Raw genomic sequence first — 19,740 nt, 5'->3', positions numbered from 1 at the left:
GCTGCGCTCAGGCGTCGGGGCCCAGCACCCGTACGGACAGCGGACGCAGCGCCTCACGGAGCGCCTCCGCCAGCTCCTCGTACTCGGCACCTCGCGCCGCGCCCGCACGCATGGCCAGGGCGACCCGTCGGCTGGGGGCCGGGTCCGCGAAGTAGCCGGTGAGGAGCTGGTCGCTGCGGGTGGTCTCCAGCTTGAGGGCGGTACGCGGCAGCAGGGTGACGCCGAGGCCGCCTGCGACGAGCTGGACGAGGGTGGACAGTCCGGCCGCGGTCGTGGTCACGGGCGCGTCCTCGCGGCCGGCCTCCCGGCAGATGTCGAGAGCCTGGTCGCGCAGGCAGTGCCCCTCGTCGAGGAGCAGCAGGTTCAGTTCGCGCAGGGCCTCGCGGGGGATCCCCTCACGTCCCCCGAGCCAGTGGTCGAGCGGGGTGACGAGCACGAAGTCCTCGTCGAAGAGCGGCAGTTCGACGACGCCGGGCACACCGAGGGGGACGGCGAGCAGCAGCAGATCGAGGCGGCCGCTGGTCAGCCCGTCGAGCAGGTTGGCGGTCTGTTCCTCGTGAACCTGCAGGTCGAGGAGCGGATAGCGGTCGTGGACCAGCTTGAGGACGGTGGGCAGCAGGTACGGTGCGACGGTCGGGATCACACCGAGCCGCAGGGCCCCGGTGAAGGGGGCCCGCACGGCCTCGGCCTCCTCCATGAGGGCGCCGACCTCCTCCAGCACCGCCTTGGCCCGCACGGCGAGGCGCTCACCAGCGGGCGAGAGGAGCACCTTGCGGGTGGTGCGCTCCAGCAGGGTGACCCCGAGGACCTCCTCCAGGGCGGAGACCGCGCCCGACAGCGCGGGCTGGCTCATGCCGATCGCGGCGGCGGCATCCCGGAAGTGGAGGTGCTCGGCCACGGCGGCGAAGGCGCGCAGCTGGGCGAGGCTGGGCTGGCGGCGCCCGTTGGTCTTGGTCCCAGCCATGACCGTACCCCTTACTCGTAGTCACTGATAGTCGACACCGATCAACATGACCGAGTGTAGCTATTTCCCGAATCAATGCACCCTGTGCCAGGATCGAGGATGTCCAACCCATGAGAAGCACCTTGTGAACACGGTGCTTCTGTGCTGCTAGGAGAGCGTGTGCTCACTGTCGGTGACAAGTTCCCCGAGTTCGAACTGACCGCCTGCGTCTCGCTGGAGAAGGGCAAGGAGTTCGAGCAGATCAACCACAAGACCTACGAGGGCCAGTGGAAGATCGTCTTCGCGTGGCCCAAGGACTTCACCTTCGTGTGCCCGACCGAGATCGCGGCCTTCGGCAAGCTGAACGACGAGTTCGCCGACCGTGACGCCCAGATCCTCGGCTTCTCCGGTGACTCCGAGTTCGTGCACCACGCCTGGCGCAAGGACCACCCGGACCTGCGCGAGCTGCCGTTCCCGATGATGGCCGACTCGAAGCACGAGCTGATGCGCGCCCTGGGCATCGAGGGCGAGGACGGCTTCGCGCAGCGTGCCGTCTTCATCGTCGACCAGAACAACGAGATCCAGTTCACCATGGTGACCGCGGGTTCCGTCGGCCGTAACCCCAAGGAGGTCCTGCGGGTCCTGGACGCCCTGCAGACCGACGAGCTGTGCCCGTGCAACTGGAGCAAGGGCGAGAACACCCTGGACCCGGTCAAGCTGCTGGCTGGTGAGTGACCGGATGTCCCTCGACACCCTCAAGTCCGCCATTCCGGACTACGCCAAGGACCTCAAGCTCAACCTGGGCTCGGTCATCGGCAACTCCGAGCTGCCGGCGCAGCAGCTGTGGGGCACGGTGCTGGCGACGGCGATCGCGTCACGCTCGGCGATCGTGCTGCGCGAGCTGGAGCCGGAGGCGAAGGCGAACCTGTCGCCCGAGGCGTACACCGCGGCGAAGTCCGCGGCCGCCGTCATGGCGATGAACAACGTCTTCTACCGCACCCGCCATCTGCTCTCGGACCACGAGTACGGCACCCTGCGCGCGGGTCTGCGGATGAACGTCATCGGCAACCCCGGGGTCGACAAGGTCGACTTCGAGCTGTGGTCGTTCGCCGTGTCGGCGATCAACGGCTGCGGGATGTGCCTGGACTCGCACGAGCAGGTGCTGCGCAAGGCGGGCCTGGACCGTGAGGTCATCCAGGAGGCGTTCAAGATCGCGTCAGTGATCCAGGCGGTCGGCGTGACCCTGGACGCGGAGGCGGTCCTCGCCGAGTAGGCGTTCGCCCGTCACAAGGGGCCTGCTCCCGGCCGAGGCTGGGAGCAGGCCCCTTCGTCATGCCCGAGTACAGCTGGTGCCCCGACAGGCAACGTTCGCCCCGTCGCCTGCCGGGGCACTAGGGCGCCGGCTCGGTGACCGCCGGCTGCGCCGGTGCCCCGTTCGGTGTCGCGTCCGTCTCCACGGCGTCGTACCGCTGCGGTGGCGTCCCACCCGTATACGACCGCAGATAGCCCACCACGGTGTTCGTCACCGCGACCAGCGGCACCGCCACCACCGCTCCGCCGATCCCCGCGACGATTCCGCCGGCCGTCACCGACAGCACCACCGCCAGCGGATGGACCCGCACCGCCCGGCCGAGGATGAACGGCTGCAGGACGTGACCCTCGATCTGCTGGACGGCGAGGACCACGACCAGCGTCATGATGGCCGTGAAGACACCCTGCGTCACCAGCGCCACCACCACGGCCAGCGCACCCGAGGCCACCGCGCCCACCAGCGGGATGAAGGAGAACAGGAAGATGAAGACGGCGAGCGGCACGGCCATGGGGACGTTCAGGAAGTAGATCCCCAGACCGATGAAGATCGCATCGATCAGGGCGACGATCACCGTGCCGCGGACGTAGGCCGTCAGCGTGCGCCACGCCCGAGGCCCGGCGCCCGCCACGCCCGGCCGCGCCGCGGCCGGCACCAGCTTCAGCGTCCACTCCCAGATGCGGCGGCCGTCGTACAGCAGGAAGAGGGTGGAGAACATCGTCAGGAGGATGCCGGTCAGCGCCTCCACGATGACCGTCACGCCCTCCAGGCCTGCCGACGTGATCTGGTCGGTGTTCGCGCCGACCGCGTCCCGCAGGTTCTTCGCGATCTTGTTGATCTGCTTGTCCGTGACATGGAAGGGGCTGTTCAGCAGCCACTTCCGCAGCTCGTCGATGCCGTTCTGGATCTGGCCCGAGAGCGAGTCGATGTTCTCCATGACCTGCCACGTCACGAACCAGCCGATGAGGCCCATGATGACGAAGCCGAGGATCGCGGTCAGCGCGGTCGCCGGCCCCCTCGGCACGCCGTGACGCCTCAGCCTGGCCACGGCCGGCTGCAGCAGCGCCGTGATGAGCAGGGCGCACACGAACGCCAGCACCACCAGCTGTACGGCGCTGATGACCCGCATCAGGATCCAGACCGTGCCCGCGAGGACGAGCAGTCGCCAGCCCGCCTCGGCCGCGACCCGTACGCCCCACGGCACCGCCTCGACGGGATGCGGGCGCGGCGCCGCGGCGGGCGCGTACGCGGGTGGCGGCGGGACGTGCTCCGGCGCCGGGGGCGGCTCGGGCTCGCTCCGCTCCTTCTCGACCTCGGCGCGGCGTTCGTCCAACCGCTCGCCCATCTGGGTCAGTCCGGCACCGAGCCGGGCGAGCCACCCTGGCACTTCTGACATGATCCGTCCTCTTCCCCCGTGTCCCCGGGTGCTCCCCACCACTCCCCCCTGGAGTCGTCGGTTCCGACCGTACATGGCAGGGGCCGACGGCCGGTAAACGGCCGAAGCCCCTCACCCAAAGACGGTGAGGGGCTTCCTGAGGTTGAGCGGCCGCGCACGGGCGGCTCCACGGCTCAGTACCAGCTGTTGGCCTGCCAGAACGACCAGGCCTGACACGGGCTGCCGTACCGGCTGTTCATGTAGTTGAGGCCCCACTTGATCTGCGTGGCCGGGTTGGTCTGCCAGTCGGCGCCGACGGACGACATCTTGGAGCCGGGCAGGGCCTGGAAGAGGCCGTACGCGCCGGAGGACGCGTTGACCGCCTGGTAGTTCCAGCTGGACTCGTGGTCCACGATGTTGCTGAAGCACTGGAACTGGTCGCCCGCCACGATCTGACGCGCCATCGCCTGGATCTGCGCGATGCTGTACGAGGCCTGGACCGGGAAGCTGGACACGTCACGAGTGGCGCGGCTGGCCTTGGTCTCGGCCTCCTTGCGCGCCTTGGCGTCCGCCTCGGCCTGCGCCGCGGCCTTCTGCTTGGCGACGGCGTCCGCGGCAGCCTGCTTGCGGGCCGCCTCCTCGGCGTCCTTCTTGGCGCTCGCGTCGGCGGCGATGGCCTGCGCATCGGCCTGCTGCGTCAGGGAGGCGGTCTGCACCTGCGCCTGCTGACCCGCGGGTATGTCCGCGAGGAGCGTGGTGTCGTTTGCCGTCGTCTGGGCGTCGTTGGTCTGGGCGGTGCTGCCCGAGGCAACTCCGACGACGCTTCCGACAGCGGTGACCGCCGTGGCCGAGGCCACTGCGAATCCCCGGACCGAAATCCGGCTCACACGGTTTCCTTCCAGCATCGCCCGCTTCGGTGACCCTGGCGGACGCAATCGTGCCCCTGACGCTGGCCTCCCAACTGCGGGGTCACGGGAGGCACGGGCCCGGTGGGCAACCCCCAGGACGGGAGCGCCGAGTGGTGCTCGGGCGGCATACGACAGCTCTATGGAGTTCTGATGCTTCTGTGGTGCCGTACCGCTGGGGGTACCGGTGTGTCGTATGCGGGGCCTGACAGGAATGAGACTCTGCCGTAACCCGGCGCCGGGTGGCAATTCCGCGTTGAGTGTGAAAGCTCACACCTCGTTTGGCCCAAGGGATTCATGGAAAGTCCCACACACCAAGACGCCGCCCGGCTAGGCTCTTGGCCTTTGCCGGGCGGCGCCAACCGACGGGTGACTACCCCCAATTGAGCATGTGGGTCAGATCTGCCCGTCTTCGAGCATTTCGGTCACAAGGGCAGCGATCTGGGACCTCTCGGACCGGGTGAGGGTGACGTGCGCGAAGAGCGGATGCCCCTTCAGCTTCTCCACGACGGCGACCACTCCGTCGTACCGGCCCACCCGCAGATTGTCCCGCTGGGCCACGTCATGGGTGAGAACCACCCGCGAATTGGCGCCGATTCGGGACAGAACCGTCAATAGGACGTTCCGTTCCAGCGACTGGGCCTCGTCGACGATCACGAACGCGTCGTGGAGCGAGCGGCCGCGGATGTGGGTGAGCGGAAGGACCTCCAGCATGCCGCGCGCGGTGACCTCTTCGATGACCTCGCGGCTGGTGACCGCGGACAGCGTGTCGAACACCGCCTGCGCCCACGGGCTCATCTTCTCGGCCTCGGTGCCGGGCAGATAGCCGAGCTCCTGCCCGCCCACCGCGTACAGCGGCCGGAAGACCATCACCTTCTGGTGCTGCCTGCGCTCCAGCACCGCCTCAAGACCCGCGCACAGCGCAAGCGCCGACTTGCCGGTGCCGGCCCGGCCGCCCATCGACACGATCCCGACGTCCGGGTCGAGCAGCAGGTCGAGGGCGATCCGCTGTTCCGCGCTGCGGCCCTTGATGCCGAACGCCTCCCGGTCCCCGCGCACAAGACGGACGTCGCCCTCCGCGGCAACGCGGCCGAGGGCCTTGCCCCGCTCCGACTGGATGGTCAGACCGGTGTGCACGGGCAGGTCGGCCGCCTCGGGGATGTGGACGCGCCCGTCCTCGAAGAGGATGTCCACCTGTTCGGCCGAGAGGGTCAGCTCGGACATCCCGGTCCAGCCGGAGGAGTCCGTGATGGCCAGTTCCGCGCGGTACTCCTCGGCGAGGAGGCCCACGGAGGACGCCTTGATCCTCAGCGGGAGGTCCTTCGACACGATGGTGACGTCGAACCCCTCCGCCTGCAGGTTGCGGGCGACCGCGAGGATGCGGGAGTCGTTGTCCCCCAGGCGGTAGCCGGTGGGCAGCACGCTGGGGTCCGAGTGGTTGAGCTCGACCCGCAGGCTGCCGCCGAGATCCCCGGTCGGGATGGGGGCGTCGAGGCGGCCGTACCGGACGCGGTAGTCGTCGAGCAGGCGCAGCGCCTGCCGGGCGAAGTACCCCAGTTCGGGATGGTGCCGCTTGGCCTCCAGCTCCGTGACCACGACGATCGGGAGCACGACCTCGTGCTCCTCGAAACGGCTCATGGCGTTCGGGTCGGCCAGCAGGACGCTGGTGTCGAGAACATAGGTGCGCCGGTCTGGCTTGTGGCGCTTTGCGCTGGTCACCACGGAAGGACGTACCCCCTCGGATGAGGTCGGGGAGCGACGAGAAGGAGGTCCGGGAGGGCCGGCGGGGAGAAGGCCGCGAGGGCGGGCGGGAGGAAGGCGGCCGGTTGCCGGCCGCGGTGCGCGGGCCGGGAACCGGCCCTCCGCTGCTTCCTCCGTGCAGGGACCGCACGGTCGCGCTGGTGCAAAGGGCCTCCCGGGCGGACGGCCCCGAGCCGTCCGCTGAGATACGACGCCCGTGGTTCGGGTGTCGACCTGCTTGGCTTATGCCCTCGAACACGCGCTGCCATGCCACGGCATATGACGGCGCCCCGGTGAACTCCTCGTGACGCCCGCGCCCGAACGGGTGAAGTTCCTCCCCTGTCCCGGGGGGTGCTCGGCCGCCCCGCCGAGGGGCGTGTCAGCCGCCGTAACGGCGGTGTCGCGCCGCGTAGTCGCGCAGGGCGCGCAGGAAGTCGACCTTGCGGAAGGCCGGCCAGAAGACCTCACAGAAGTAGTACTCCGAATGGGCCGTCTGCCACAGCATGAAACCGGACAGCCGCTGTTCGCCACTCGTACGAATCACCAGATCGGGGTCGGGCTGGTCACTCGTGTAGAGGTGTCTGCCGATCATGTCGATGTCGACGCAGTCGGCGAGGTCCTCCATCGAGGTGCCCCTCTCCTGGGCGTCGAGGAGCATCGAGCGGACGGCGTCGGCGATCTCCTGGCGGCCGCCGTAGCCGATGGCGACGTTGACCAGTATCCCGTCGATGTGGGCGGTGGCCTCCTCGGCCTCCTTGAGGACGGACTGCATCGGCGGCGGCAGCAGGTCGAGCGCGCCCACGTGGTGCACGCGCCAGCGGCCGTCGGCGGACAGGGACCGGACGACGTCCTCGATGATCCCGAGGAGCGGGACCAGCTCCTCCTTCGGCCGGTCGAAGTTGTCCGTCGACAGCAGCCAGAGCGTGACGACCTCGACGTCCGTCTCGGCGCACCAGCCGAGGAACTCCTCGATCTTGTCGGCGCCGGCCCGGTGGCCCTGCGCGGCGGTGGAGCCCGCCGCCTTCGCCCAGCGGCGGTTGCCGTCCATGATGACGCCGATGTGCTTGGGCACCTGAGCGTGGTCCAGGTGGCCTTCCACCCGGCGCGCGTACAGCCTGACCAACAGGCCGCGCAGCTTGTCGCGCAGGTTCACGTGATGTCAGCCCCTCCGTGCGGATCAGACAGGTGCGGGCGCGTGCGATCCCCGTCAGTTGGCGGTCCCCGATGGGAAGCCTACCCCTGGAGGACGTCCGCCCCGCCAACGGGTGTCAGCGCACTGTGCGGGATTCCTACGCATGAACATGGGCCCCCTTGCCCGGCGTTCCGGGCCGATTCCGGCGGCCGGCACCGCCCCGGACGGACCGGGCGCTCGGCGAGCGGGCCGGAGGGCACCGGGACGGGCGGAGCGCGGAAAGGAAACGGGCCGGTCCGTGGGGGGGAGACGGACCGGCCCGAGGGGGGGGCTTCCACCATAACCCTTCGTAAGTGATGCTGCGTACATCGGCGCGAAACAACTACTCTCCGAAATCGCCCGACAACGCGTCGAGGGCTCCGGAATCGTTCATTCAGGGCGTGGTCATGGCTGGATCACAGCAGATCCAAAGGGAACCAGGCTGGATCCAGGGCTATCCAAGGGATTTGCGCGGTGTTGTGGGGCGCGTGGCGACACACAGCCGCGTACTCCCGGCGGGTGAGCCGCGAGGGGAACGCCCACTTGACGCCATCGCTAACTTCACCGCCATGGCGACGTTCACGACGGCTGGGACGCCCGGCCCGGTGCCTCTGGAGATCGCCCGGTCGGCACGGGCCCGGCGACGCGGGCTGCTCGGACGCGACGGGATCGAGGGGGCACTGCTGCTGAGCCCGGCGAGCGCGGTGCACACACTGGGGATGCGGTTCCCGATCGACGTCGCCCATCTGGACCGGACATGGCGGGTGGTCGCGGTACGGACGATGCGGCCGGGGCGGATCGGCCTGCCGCGGCCGCGTGCGCGTCACGTCCTGGAGGCGGAGGCCGGGTCGATGGAGCGGTGGGGGATACGGCGCGGGGTGCGGATCGCCGTGCGGGGCGCCTGACCGGGGCGCCCGACCGGGGCGCCGGCGCGGCGCGCAGGGCACCGCGCAGCCCCCTCGACCGCGCGGTACCCGCCCGCGCGGCTTTGCCTACGCGAATTACCTTGGTCTGAACTTACGTGAGCCACGAGGGTGAGGCGAGATGCCCTCGATAACGATGTGGAGACCCCGGGCAAGCGTCTCGCCACATGGACCCCGGTCTCGCTGGGCGTCCGCTACGCCCCCTGGGTTCTACGCGTCAGGCTTGCGGGCCTCGATCAGGAAGCGGGTGCTGTGGGCGATGAACGGTCCCTGCGACTCGATCAGCTCGTGCAGGGACCGCAGCCGGGACTCGTACCGCTCCGCGGTGAAACCGGGCACCATCCAGATCACTTTGCGCAGGAAGTGGACGACGGCCCCGATGTCGTGGAACTCCATGCGCAACCTGGCCTCCTGGAGGTCGACGACCTCCAGTCCGGCCGCTTCGGCCCCGGCCCGCGCCCGCTGGGGATCGCGTGCGGTGCGGACCTCTTCCGGCTGCGGTCCCAGGAAGTGCTCCACGACCTCGAAGGCGCTTGCCGGGCCGACCTGCTGGGAGAAGTACGTGCCGCACGGGCGCAGCACGCGGGCGATCTCCTGCCAGTACGTGTGGACCGGATGCCGACTGGTGACCAGGTCGAAGGCGGCGTCCGCGAACGGCAGCGCCGCGTCCTCGGGCGATGCGACGACCGCGGCGCCGCGCGGGTGGAGCAGGGCGGTGGCCTTGGCGACGTTCGGCGGCCAGCCCTCGGTGGCGACGGTGAGCGGCGGCAGCGTCGGCGCGGAGGCCAGGACCTCCCCTCCTCCGGTCTGGACATCGAGCGCGGCGGAGGCGTGCGTGAGCCGCTCGGCCATGGAGCGCGCGTATCCCCACGGGGGCCGCTCCTCCGTGGCCCGGCCCTCGAACCAGGAGAAGTCCCAGCCGTCGACGGGGGCGTCGACGGCTTCCCGGACGAGGTCTTCGAAGGCGCGGCGGGTGGTCATACGACGATCCTGCCAACGGCCGGGAGCGGGACGCGACCGAATTCCACGGGGCCGAAATCCACGCGACCGAATTCCACGGGGGCCGAGGTCGGCTGTCGGCTCTCGGCTCTCGGCTCTCGGCTCTCGGCTGACGGATCACCGGCTGCCCCCTTGCCCGCCGCGCGTACCGGCGCGTTCGTAGTGCAGGAGGACGACACCGTTGCCGAACCGGCGGGAGTCCATCAGCCGGAGCGAGGTCAGGGCGTCGGCCTCGGGGAAGAGACGCCTGCCCCGGCCGACGAGGACCGGATGGACGTAGACACGGAACTCGTCCACGAGGTCGTGCCGCAGGAACTCGGCGGCGAGGCCGGCACCGCCGAGCGCGAGGTCGCCGCCGTCCTGCGCCTTGAGCGCGAGGATGTCCTCGACGACGACGTCCCGGACGATGGTGGTGTGCCCCTCGGCGTGGTGCAGGGTCCGGGAGAACACCACCTTCGGCATGTTCCGCCAGATCCGGGCGTAGTCGGCCACCGGTGCCGAGCAGTGCGGGTCGGCGTCGGCGGTGGGCCAGAAGCCGGCCATGAGCTCGTAGGTCACGCGCCCGTTGAGGAAGGCGCCCATCTTCCTGAGGACGTCGTTGAAGTGCTGGTGGAGTTCGTCGTCGACCAGGTGCCAGTCGATCTCGCGGTTCGGTCCCTCGATGTAGCCGTCCAGGGACATGGACATCATCAGGACGATCTTTCTCATGGCGGCTCCTGGCTCCGACGTCGGCCGACTGAACCCCAAGAGCATCGCGCAGCCGCACCGCGCCGCCGGGGAGGCGGCTCCGGGTGATTCGTGCCGCGCACTCAACCGCCGACGGTACTGCCCGAGTTGGCGGAGGACGCCGCCCTAGGGAACGACACCTCCACGCGACGGTTCTTGCGGCGGCCCTCCTCGGTGGAGTTGTCGGCGATCGGGTAGTCCTCGCTGTAGCCGCGCACCTCGAAGGTGATGTTCCCGCCGAGGCTCGCGGCCAGCTGGTCATGGACCGCCTCCGCGCGCTGCTTGGACAGGACCAGGCCGTGGGCGTACGTGCCGAGGTTGTCGGTGAAACCGAAGACACGGACGCTGGAGGCGTTCTGCTTCTTGATCTCGTTCGCGATGGCGTTGATGCGGGAGCGGGCCTCGGGATTCAGCTTGGCGCTGTCCTTGGGGAACAGCACCTCCGCCTGGAGCGCGAACGTGACGTTCTCGTTGGTGTCCACACGCCGCTCCTCACCCCCCAGGTCTTCCACGACCGACTTGATGTCCAGCACCTTGGCGGGCGCCAGGGTGGCCCCCGAGGCGAGCTTGAGTCCCGGGCTGGTGGGGTCGACGGACGGGGGCGGGGAGGTGGTGACGGTACCGGGGGGCGCGCTGGGGTTGCCGTCGGCGGCTGCCGGGGGGATGCCGACGAGGGTGAGGGCGGTGAGGAGGGTGAGGGCGGTGGCGGTACGAGGAGTGGGGGACATCGTCGCTCACCCCTGGGAGATCTGGATGGAGGCCGGGGGCATGGCGCCGACCTGGAAGTCGACCTTGGCGGTGCCTTCGGGCGGGGCGGGGAACTGGGCGAACCACTGCACCGTCTCACCGTCCTTGACGCCGCCGGTGAACTGCGTGCAGAGGCAGCGGCCGGAAGTGTCCCGGAGGACGAGGTACTTCTTCCTGCCGTTCGAGTCGACGAGGCTGGCGCCCGCGACGGACCCGCCGTTCCTGGCCAGTTCCTGTTCGTCACCGCGCCAGTTCGCCGCGACCCACAGGGTGCCCGTGTTGTTCGTGACCGTCCCGTCGACGGTCACGAAGCCCCCGCTGCCCCGCTTGGCGGAGGTCACCGTCAGCGTCAGCCCGTTCTCCCCTTTGACCTCGGCGAGCACCGTGTCCGACTGGGGGGCCTGGGATTCCTTCTGGCCTCCGCTGCCGCTCCGGGCGGGAGCGGAGGACGCCGCGCCACCCTTGTCCGACTTGCCGTCGCCTCCCCCACCGCAACCGGCCACCGTGAGGAGCAGACCAGTCGTGACCGCCACCGCGCTCAGCGCCCCGCGGCCCTTCGTGGTGTGCCGAAAGTCCATCGGTACTGCTTCCTTTCACTCGGCCAGATGCACAGAGAACAGCACGGACGCGTCAGGAAGGTCGCCCGAATGGAAAGAACTGGGATCGATGTTGACGAGTTGGCCACCGCAGTTCAGCTGCAACGGCTTCTTCGGATCGGCGTCCTGGGCGAAGGTGCAGCGAGGCTCGATGACCGCGGTCGCGTGGGCCTTGGCATGCCGAGTCGCGGTACCCGGAATGATGGACTTCCCGACCGTGTACCGCGTCTCGATCGCCACCCGGTAGCCGGGGTAGCCGTTGACGGTGATGGGGACCGCGCCGCCCGTTACGGTCGCGTCGTTGTCCCCGGCGAGCCGCTCGGCCGCGGCCGTGGCCCCCGTCCCTCTGAACTGGTCACCCTTGAGCCAGTCCAGCCAGTGGTCGTCATGGCCGATGGCGCCCTGCAGTCCGGTCATCAGCTCATCGCGCGAGTCCCGCGCGGCCGCCAACGCCGCAGCGTCCGCCGCGGACTGTGCTCCATTGCGGGCGGACGCCGCCTGGGCGAAGACGAAGAAGGCGAACGCGGCGAACAACAGGATCCCCGTCAGCCAGATGTAGAGGGGGAGCGTCTGTCCACGGTCGTTCAGCCGGTGCGGGGCGGTCAGCCGCCGATGACGTTGTTCACGGCACGCATGATCGCTCCCGAGATCGCGCCGTCCAGCCCCAGACCGTGAATCATCGTGAAGATGCCCGCAACGATGATCATCAAGCCGGCGTACTCCACGAACCCGGCCCCGGCATCCCGCCCGGCTCCCCGCATCCGGGACAGCACGGTCCGGCCCCAGGCACCCATCCTGCGCCTCGTGTCCGTCATCACGGCCCCTGCCCTCCCACCCAATGCGGCTGGCACCAACCCATGCACCGTACGTGAAAGGGTTCTCACTCCGAGTGGGCCCAGGGGCCCAACTTCGCCACCCCCGGGGGGTCATCGGCTCCACCCCTCCCGCGCCGTGCCCAGCCAGTGGGCGATCGCTTCGCTGCGCGAAGAGCTGTGCAGCTTTGCGAAGATGCGATTGATGTGGTTCTTGACCGTCTTCTCGCTGATGAAGCAGGCGGCGGCGATCTGCCGGTTGTTCATACCGGACGCGATGAGATCCATGACCTCCACCTCCCTTGAGCTCAGACCGAAGTCCAGCCATCCCGAGGCGCGACGCCGAGGACCCCCCGCACGGGCCGGCCGAGCCTTCGACGACTGTGCCACAACTGATTGCAGGTGCGAAGGAGTTTGCGTCGGTTCGTAGGAATCGCCGAGCGAGGACGAGACACGGGCGGCGGACCGGGACACCGTCGGCCGCCCCTCCCCCACGCCCCGTACGGCCGTGATCAGTTCGGCCGTCGTGAACTCCCCGTGCACCAGATAGCCGGAGGCGCCGCGGCGGAGCGCCTCCGTCACCACCTCGGGTTCGCTGCTGTACGTCAGCATCATCACGGGGGCCAGGCGCGCCAGTTCGGGCAGGGCGGCCAGGCCGTCCGTGCCGGGCATGCGGACGTCCAGGAGGACCACATCGGGTCGGTGCCGGGTGGCATGGGCGAGCGCCTGTCCGCCGTCCGCCGCCTCCGCCACCACCTCAATGTCGGGGTGGACGGAGAGCAGGGCGGTCAGGCCCGCCCGTACGACCGGGTTGTCGTCGGCCACGAGGACGCGCAGGGGCGGGCCGGGAAGTGCCTGGTCAGGCATGTGCGGCCTCCTCTTGGGGAGCGTGGGGAGCGGTCGTGGGGAGGGGGACGCGCAGATGGATCCCGGCGCCGCCCAGCGGTGAGCGGCCAAGGCGGAGGCGTCCACCGAGGGACGCGGCGCGTTCCACCATGCCCAGCAGACCGAAGTGGCCGGTTCTCGCCAGTTCCTCGGGTGCCGCGTCCGGGGGCAGACCGGCGCCGTCGTCCCCGATCCGCAGATCGAAGGCGGCGGTCCCGGTCACGTCGAGCTCGACGCGTACGCGGGTCGCGCGGGCGTGGCGGTGGATGTTCTCCAGTGCCTCGGCCGTGATCGCCAGGGCGTGGTGTGCCGTCGTGTGCGGGAGGAGCAGCGGGGCGTCCGGCACCTTCAGCTCCACCTCCAGCCCGGTGCGACCGGCGAACTCCCGTGTCCGAACCCCGAGTTCCGCCGCCACGTCCAGGTGCGCGGTCGTGAAGTCCGTACGCCGGCGCAGGTCCGACAGCAGGTCTCGGGACTCGGCCGCCGCCCTGCGCGCCGCACCCGCCACCAGGGTCGCCTGGCGTTGGAGTGTCTCGGGGTCACAGTGGTCCGCCGAGGCGGCCAGGGCGTCCGCCGCCAGGGCCAGGCCGTGCAGCGTCTTCGCCACCGAGTCGTGCATCTCCCGGGCGAGCCGGGCGCGTTCGGACTCGACGGCCTCCGCAGCGGCGAGGCGGGCGTTGGCCTCCGACAGTGCCTCGCCGGCCGCGCCGAAGCGGAACAGCAGATTGCGCAGGGTCACGCCGATGATGCCCGCGGCGATGCAGAAGCCCGCGACGAGGAGGGTGCTGGTGCCGGCGCCGGGGTGGTTGTGCCAGGCCCGGAACCCGGTGAGCAGGACGGCCAGTTGGAGGCCGGTGATGACACCGGCGCCGCGCCAGCCGTAGAGCAGGCCGGACAGCAGGGGGGTGCAGACCGTGGCGTAGGCGAGCGGGGAGGCCGGGGACGCGGTGAGCAGGAGGGTGGCCACGAACAGCAGGTCCAGCGCCATCAGTGTGGGGTGGGCGAGGAGGCGCGGGCCGACCCGCTCCCAGTCGCGGAGCACGGCGTAGCACCCCATGACGCCCAGGACGGCCGCCGCGAGGGCGGCGTAGCGGGGTGCGCCGTGCGGGGCGTGGGCGAGGGCGAAGGGGGCGCCGATCACCACCATGGCGAGGCGCACGGCCACGGTCTGGCGGCAGAGGGCCTGGAGCGCGCCCAGCTGGAGGCGCACGCTGGCGGGGGGCGGGGCGTCGTCCTCCAGGTATCCGGGCGTGCTGCGACCGCTCGGGTGTCCGGGTGTGCTCGGGTGTCCGGGCGTGCCGCGACCGCTCGGGTGTCCGGGTGTGCGGCGACCGCTGCGGCTGCTCATCATCGGCCCAGGATCGATCCGAAGTTCGTCCCCGAGCCCAGGAACATGCCCGCGGCGATCAAGATCATCGTCGCCGGGAGCATGAAGACCAGGGTGACCAGCGTGGCCTTGGGGATCGTCTTGGCGGCTCGGCGCCGGGCGTTCTGGGCGTCCGTGCGGCGCATGTCCGTGGCGAGCTGGATCAGCGTCTCCGCGATGGGGGAGCCGAGTTCCTCCCCCTGCTGCAGGGCGGAGACGAACTGGGCCACCTGCTCGGAGGAGTTGCGGCGGCGTAGTTCGTCGAAGGCCTGGCGGCGGCTGACCCCCATGTCCATCTGGCGCAGGGTGATCCTCAGCTCGTCCGCCCAGGGACCCTGGTACTTCTCCGCGACCCGGTCCAGTGCCTGGCGGAAGCCGAGGCCCGCCGAGACGACGACCGCGAGGACGTCCAGGAAGTCCGGCAACGTACGGTCGATGACGTCCTTGCGCTCGCGGACGGCCTGCCAGATCAGTGCGTCGGCGGCGAGCAGTCCGAAGGCGAACGTGAGGGCCGCGAAGAGGAGTTGGCCGTTCGACAGGAAGACCAGGCCCAGGACCAGCCCGAAGACGCCGTACACCGCCCGGCGCGCGGCGTACCGGTGCAGGGTGAGTCCGCCCGGGTTGCCCGCCATGTCGATGCGGCGGCGTTTGGCGTCGACACGGCGCGGGCCCATCAGACGCAGGACCAGCGGGGCGAAGCGCATACCGAGGCGGTCGACGGCGGAGCCCGCCTTGGAGACGCGGGTGGCGCCCACCTCCAGGGCGAGCGCCAGGTCGCCCGGCAGCTTCGCGTCCGCGCGGATCATGCGGACGCCGAGGAGGATCCCCGCGACCGAGACGGCCGTCAGCAGGGCGAGGAGCAGTGGCAGCATCGCGGTCTCCCCCTCACACTTCGATCTTGCCGAGGCGGCGGATGACGAAGAAGCCGACCGTGTAGAGGCCGAGCGCGAGCAGCACCAGGCCCTGACCGAGCGGGGAGCCGGTGACGCGGGCGAGTGCCCCTTCGTTCGCGGAGTTGACCAGGACCAGGGAGCCGAGGCCCAGCAGCGGCACCGTGAAGGCCGTCGCGTTGACCTCGGAGAGCATCGTGCGGACCTCGCGCCGTGTCTCCTTGCGGTCCTCCAGGGTGTGGGTGAGGTTGCGCAGCGAGCTCACCACCGAGCCGCCCGCCCGGTTGGCCAGCACCAGAGTGGTGACCAGGACGACCAGTTCGCGGGAGGGGAGGCGTTCGGCGAGTTCGTCGAGGGCGTCGTCGACCGAGCGGCCCAGGGTGAGCTGGTCGGCGACCCGCGCCAGCTCCTCGCCCGCCGGGGCCTCCAGCTCCTCCGCCGCCATGGCCAGGGCCGTGCGCAGGGCGAGACCGGCGGCCGTGGCGTTGGCCAGCAGACGGGCCACGTCAGGGAGCTGGTTGATGAAGGCCTCGATGCGCTTCTGCCGCTGCCAGTTGAGGAAGAAGGCCGCGCTCCAGACGCCGACCAGCCCGGCGACCGGCCCGAAGAAGGGGGCCAGGGTCGACGCCGCGATCAGCCACAGCGCGACGACGACGGCGGCGACGTAGACGAAGAACTCCCCCGCCGTCAGGTCGAGTCCGGTCGCCGACAGCCGCAACTGGAGGATGCGGCCCAGGCGGGTGCGGCGCAGCCGGCGGTCCACGCCCACGAAGCGCCGTACGCGCCCGGCCGCCGCACGGATCGGGCCCGCCGCGCTGCCGGAGAGCCGGTCGACGAGCGCCTGGCGCTGGGCCCGGCCGGATGCGTAGGCGTGCACGCCGGCCACGGCGAGCGTGCCGGTGAGGACGGTGGCGCCGAGGGCGAGGAGGGCGGGGTCGTTCATGGCTCGCTCCTCTCGTGAGCGGGGGTCATCCGAGGGCCTGCCTGGTGTTCAGTGCGTCGATGGCCTCCGCGACGCCGAAGGCCGGCGGGAGCGGTTCATCGGCGACGTACAGCTTCTCCGCGACCATCCGGGGCAGGGGAAGGTGCTCGAAGTGGCCGCGGACGACCCGGTCGGGGCCGAGGGGCCGGGGGACGAAGCGGGAGACGGTGGCGATACGGAACTGCTCGCGGCCGTGCGACACGACCAGCGCGATCTCCACGACCTTGCGGGAGCCGTCGGCGTAGCGGGCGAGCTGGACCACCACGTCCACCGCCGAGTTGATCTGGTCCTTGAGCGCCTCGAAGGGGATCAGCACCTCGGACATGGAGCCGAGGGTCTGCAGGCGCATCAGCGCGTCCTCCGCCGAGTTGGCGTGGACGGTGGCGAGGGAGCCGTCGTGACCCGTCGACATCGCCTGCAGCATGTCGAGCGTCTCACCGCCGCGGACCTCACCGACGATGATGCGGTCGGGCCGCATCCGCAGGCTGTTGCGGACCAGATCGCGGATGGTGATCTGGCCCTTGCCCTCGACGTTGGGCGGCCGGGTCTCCAGGCGGATCACATGCTCCTGCTGGAGCTGGAGTTCGGCGGAGTCCTCGATGGTGATGATGCGCTCGTGCGACGGGATGAGCCCGGACAGGGCGTTGAGCAGGGTCGTCTTCCCGGAGCCGGTGCCGCCGCTGACGATCAGGTTGAAGCGGGCGCGGACGAAGGCGGCGAGCAGCATCAGCATCTGCTCGTCGAGCGAGCCGAGAGCGATCAGTTCGGGCAGCGTGTACGCGCGGGGGAAGCGGCGGATGGTGAGCGTGGGGCCGGTCAGGGCGAGCGGCGGGATGATGACGTTGACGCGCTCGCCGGTGGGGAGGCGGGCGTCGACCATCGGGTTCGACTCGTCGACGCGCCGGTTGACCGTCGAGACGATCCGTTCGATCGTCTGCATCAGCTGCTCGGTGGAGGCGAAGCGCAGCGGCAGCTGTTCGACGCGGCCCGCACGCTCCACGAAGACCGAGTCGGGCCCGTTCACCATGATCTCGGTGATCGACGCGTCGGCGAGGAGCGGTTCGAGGACCCCGAGGCCGAGGGCCTCGTCGACGACCCGCCGGATCAGCTGGGAGCGTTCGGCGGAGGAGAGGACCGGTCCCTCGCGGCTGATGATGTGGCCGAGGACGCGCTCCAGGCGGACCCGGCGTTCGGCGGCAGCGAGTCCGGACATCTCGGCGAGGTCGATCTCTTCGAGGAGCTTGGCGCGGTAGACCGCGACGAGGTGTCCGTCCTCGCGGGCGGCGCCGCCGTCGTCGGGGGCGGCGATACGGGAGCGGAGGCTCATGCCTGTCGTCAACTCCTCTCTGTCCTACGGGCTCAGTGGTCGGTGGGCATGGTGGCGTGACGGGTGACGTCCCAGCCGCCGAACAGGGGGATCACGGCGGGGACGTGGACCTTGACGGTGGCGGTGGTGACGTCGGGGCCTCGCTCCACGGTGGGCCGCGGCTTCAGCCAGTCGCTGACGGACGCCGCAGCCGCGGCCGAGCCGTCGCCCTTCTGGGAGCCGACCCGTGCGGCTGCGCGGGCGGCCGTCCCGGCCTGGTTGATGCCGTAGCCGATGAGGCCGAGCTGGATGGCGGCCATGCCGATGACGAGGAGGATGGGGAGGAAGCCGGCGAACTCCAGCATGGAGACCCCACGATCGTTCCACCGGTGGGCTCGCCGACCCGGTCGAAGCGTCCCCGCGCGGCGAAGCAGCGCCTTCATCGGCCGCTCCCCTCCAGCGCCGCCCCCGCCGAGCCGTCCACGTGCCACCCCGGGTTGACCCCGGGGAAGAACAGCGGCACCTGGGCCCGTACGGTCGCCTTCATCAACGGGCCGTCCTGCCCGCAGCGGATCTCCGCGCCGCTCCAGGAGCCGGGCAGATGCCGGGCGCCCGCCGACCGGCACGCCCCCGGCACATCACCGTGTACGGCGTAGGCCGCCGTCGCCGCCCGCGCCGCCTCGTCCGCCGCGTTGCCCGCCAGGGAGTACGTGTAGCCGTACAGGACGCACTCCCACAGGAGCGCCATCACGACCAGGAGGAGCGGGAACATCCCGGCGAACTCCAGGGTCACCGCACCGCGGTCGCCGCCCTTGCGCCACAGGCTCAGCGCTCCCCGGTCCGGGGACGGCTTGCGCCGCCGGCCGCCCCCGCCCTCCTGCACCGTCACCAGGCCCAGCTCCCCCGCCAGCGCCCACAGTGCCTGCTTCACGGAGGAGCGGGCGTCGAGGTCCTGGAGGCGCCCGGCGTCGACGACCGACTGGAGTTCCTTGAAGGCGGCCGGGACCGCGGCGCGGGCCACCCTGGTGCCGGTGACGCGTTCGACGAGGGTCGGCTGTATCTCCGTACCGCGTGAGAGGCGGTTGACGACCGTCAGCGTCTCCTCCGCCTTGCGGATCTGGAGCCGGTCCCACAGACGCACCATCCGTTTGGCGGCCCGTACGGCGACCACGTCCGGAGTCACCAGCAGAAGCGCGTGGTCGGCGACCTCGACGGCGGCGGCGGTGGCGGAGTTCATGTGGGAGCCGCAGTCGACGATCACCACGTCGTGGCGGGAGCGCAGCGCGCCCAGGATCTGACGGGCCACCCGGTCCGTGACCTCCTCGCCGCGTTCCCCCTCGGCGGGCGCGAGGAGGAGTCCCATGCCGCTGTCGTGGGTGTAGACCGCGTCCTGCAGCACACGGGGGTTGATGTCCGTGATCCCGGCGAGGTCGGCGACCGAGCGCCGGAACTGTACGTCCAGGTAGGAGGCGATGTCCCCGGACTGCAGGTCGAGGTCGACCAGCGCGACCGTGCGGCCCGACGCCCGTGCCGCGAGGGCCAGCTGGACGGCCGTGACCGTGGTACCGACGCCGCCCTTCGCGCCGGTCACCGCGACCACGGTCCCGCCCGGTCCGGCATACAGTTCGGGGGTTCCGCTGCCCAGGTGGCGCCGCATGCCGGCCGACCACGCGGCGGCCGCCTGGACGCGTTCGGCGAGGGCGTCGTAGCCGAGGGGCAGGGTGACGATGCCGCGGGCGCCGCAGTCCATCGCGGCGGTGAGCACGCCGGTGCTCGTGTCGGCGGTGATGAGGACGACCCCGACCGCCGGGAACCGCATCACGAGGTCGCGGATCAGGTCGAGCGCGGGGACCGGCCCGATCCGCTCGTGCACGAGCACGACCTCGGGCAGCTCGTCGAGGGAGTCGCCGGCCAGACGCGCCAGGGTGTCGAGCAGGGCCGTGGAGTCGGGGACGGGCGGGGCGGGCTCGGCGTCGGCGAGCTGGCCGAGCAGCGTGGTCAGCGCGCGGGCCGCGTCGGGGTCGCCGACGGCGGGGAGGATACGGATCGTCATCGGCACCGCCCC

21 protein-coding genes are annotated in these 19,740 nt (G+C 70.7%); 3 read left to right on the top strand and 18 right to left on the bottom strand.

Translation table 11 applies throughout. The features are described 5' to 3' along the window. Window positions 1–7: 7 nt before the first annotated feature. Window positions 8–964 (bottom strand): LysR substrate-binding domain-containing protein, encoded by a 957-nt coding sequence (locus ASC56_RS17215; protein ID WP_055492318.1) that lies wholly within the window; start codon window positions 962–964, stop codon window positions 8–10. Window positions 965–1,123: 159 nt separating this feature from the next. On the opposite strand from ASC56_RS17215, the gene ASC56_RS17210 reads away from it, so the two are divergent. Beyond that, window positions 1,124–1,678: a peroxiredoxin gene (locus ASC56_RS17210; RefSeq protein ID WP_055492317.1), complete on the top strand. Its 555-nt coding sequence runs from the start codon at window positions 1,124–1,126 to the stop codon at window positions 1,676–1,678. Window positions 1,679–1,682: 4 nt separating this feature from the next. Next, entirely contained in the window at window positions 1,683–2,216 is a 534-nt protein-coding gene (locus ASC56_RS17205) for an alkyl hydroperoxide reductase (protein ID WP_055492316.1), read from the top strand. Window positions 2,217–2,334: 118 nt separating this feature from the next. Here the strand turns inward: ASC56_RS17205 and ASC56_RS17200 are convergent, their stop codons facing one another. From ASC56_RS17200 to ASC56_RS17185, 4 genes are all read right to left on the bottom strand, one after another. Beyond that, window positions 2,335–3,648: an AI-2E family transporter gene (locus tag ASC56_RS17200; RefSeq protein WP_079102568.1), complete on the bottom strand. Its 1,314-nt coding sequence runs from the start codon at window positions 3,646–3,648 to the stop codon at window positions 2,335–2,337. Window positions 3,649–3,821: 173 nt separating this feature from the next. Continuing rightward, window positions 3,822–4,532, bottom strand: a complete 711-nt coding sequence (locus tag ASC56_RS17195) for a transglycosylase SLT domain-containing protein (protein WP_199836015.1) — start codon at window positions 4,530–4,532, stop codon at window positions 3,822–3,824. A gap of 396 nt (window positions 4,533–4,928) precedes the next feature. Then, complete coding sequence (locus ASC56_RS17190) at window positions 4,929–6,254, bottom strand: PhoH family protein (protein ID WP_055492314.1); 1,326 nt, start codon at window positions 6,252–6,254, stop codon at window positions 4,929–4,931. 397 nt (window positions 6,255–6,651) lie between these two features. Continuing rightward, entirely contained in the window at window positions 6,652–7,425 is a 774-nt protein-coding gene (locus tag ASC56_RS17185) for an isoprenyl transferase (RefSeq protein WP_055492313.1), read from the bottom strand. 587 nt (window positions 7,426–8,012) lie between these two features. Here ASC56_RS17185 and ASC56_RS17180 point away from each other — a divergent pair. Continuing rightward, window positions 8,013–8,348, top strand: a complete 336-nt coding sequence (locus ASC56_RS17180) for a DUF192 domain-containing protein (protein ID WP_055492312.1) — start codon at window positions 8,013–8,015, stop codon at window positions 8,346–8,348. A 228-nt stretch (window positions 8,349–8,576) separates the two neighbouring features. Here ASC56_RS17180 and ASC56_RS17175 read toward each other — a convergent pair whose 3' ends face one another. The 13 genes from ASC56_RS17175 to ASC56_RS17115 form a co-directional block, all read right to left on the bottom strand. Continuing rightward, on the bottom strand, window positions 8,577–9,347 hold the full coding sequence (locus tag ASC56_RS17175) for a class I SAM-dependent methyltransferase (RefSeq protein WP_055492311.1): 771 nt from the start codon (window positions 9,345–9,347) through the stop codon (window positions 8,577–8,579). Between the two features lie 135 nt (window positions 9,348–9,482). After that, window positions 9,483–10,073: a dihydrofolate reductase family protein gene (locus tag ASC56_RS17170; RefSeq protein WP_055492310.1), complete on the bottom strand. Its 591-nt coding sequence runs from the start codon at window positions 10,071–10,073 to the stop codon at window positions 9,483–9,485. Window positions 10,074–10,174: 101 nt separating this feature from the next. After that, complete coding sequence (locus ASC56_RS17165; protein ID WP_055492309.1) at window positions 10,175–10,819, bottom strand: OmpA family protein; 645 nt, start codon at window positions 10,817–10,819, stop codon at window positions 10,175–10,177. Between the two features lie 6 nt (window positions 10,820–10,825). Then, a complete protein-coding gene (locus tag ASC56_RS17160; protein ID WP_055492308.1) occupies window positions 10,826–11,416 on the bottom strand; it encodes a hypothetical protein in 591 nt (196 codons plus the stop codon). 15 nt (window positions 11,417–11,431) lie between these two features. Beyond that, window positions 11,432–11,968: a hypothetical protein gene (locus tag ASC56_RS17155; protein WP_234376981.1), complete on the bottom strand. Its 537-nt coding sequence runs from the start codon at window positions 11,966–11,968 to the stop codon at window positions 11,432–11,434. A gap of 68 nt (window positions 11,969–12,036) precedes the next feature. Beyond that, complete coding sequence (locus tag ASC56_RS17150) at window positions 12,037–12,228, bottom strand: hypothetical protein (protein WP_107309276.1); 192 nt, start codon at window positions 12,226–12,228, stop codon at window positions 12,037–12,039. A gap of 132 nt (window positions 12,229–12,360) precedes the next feature. Continuing rightward, entirely contained in the window at window positions 12,361–13,113 is a 753-nt protein-coding gene (locus ASC56_RS17145; RefSeq protein ID WP_055492307.1) for a response regulator transcription factor, read from the bottom strand. Continuing rightward, a complete protein-coding gene (locus ASC56_RS17140; RefSeq protein ID WP_199836014.1) occupies window positions 13,106–14,482 on the bottom strand; it encodes a sensor histidine kinase in 1,377 nt (458 codons plus the stop codon). Before ASC56_RS17140 ends, ASC56_RS17145 begins: the two co-directional genes overlap by 8 nt. Further along, a complete protein-coding gene (locus ASC56_RS17135; RefSeq protein ID WP_055492306.1) occupies window positions 14,479–15,369 on the bottom strand; it encodes a DUF5936 domain-containing protein in 891 nt (296 codons plus the stop codon). The genes ASC56_RS17140 and ASC56_RS17135 overlap by 4 nt, the downstream gene beginning before the upstream one ends. 13 nt (window positions 15,370–15,382) lie before the next feature. After that, complete coding sequence (locus ASC56_RS17130; RefSeq protein ID WP_055492305.1) at window positions 15,383–16,330, bottom strand: type II secretion system F family protein; 948 nt, start codon at window positions 16,328–16,330, stop codon at window positions 15,383–15,385. A 25-nt stretch (window positions 16,331–16,355) separates the two neighbouring features. Beyond that, window positions 16,356–17,696, bottom strand: coding sequence for a CpaF family protein (locus ASC56_RS17125; protein WP_055492304.1), 1,341 nt, complete (start codon window positions 17,694–17,696; stop codon window positions 16,356–16,358). Between the two features lie 32 nt (window positions 17,697–17,728). Next, window positions 17,729–18,040, bottom strand: coding sequence for a TadE/TadG family type IV pilus assembly protein (locus ASC56_RS17120; RefSeq protein ID WP_079102565.1), 312 nt, complete (start codon window positions 18,038–18,040; stop codon window positions 17,729–17,731). 74 nt (window positions 18,041–18,114) lie between these two features. Then, entirely contained in the window at window positions 18,115–19,728 is a 1,614-nt protein-coding gene (locus ASC56_RS17115; RefSeq protein WP_055492302.1) for an AAA family ATPase, read from the bottom strand. Between the last annotated feature and the right edge of the window lie 12 nt (window positions 19,729–19,740).

The organism is Streptomyces sp. TP-A0356 (assembly GCF_001417775.1).
Classification (GTDB): Bacteria; Actinomycetota; Actinomycetes; order Streptomycetales; family Streptomycetaceae; genus Streptomyces.
This window is presented reverse-complemented; position numbering and strand designations above follow the sequence as displayed.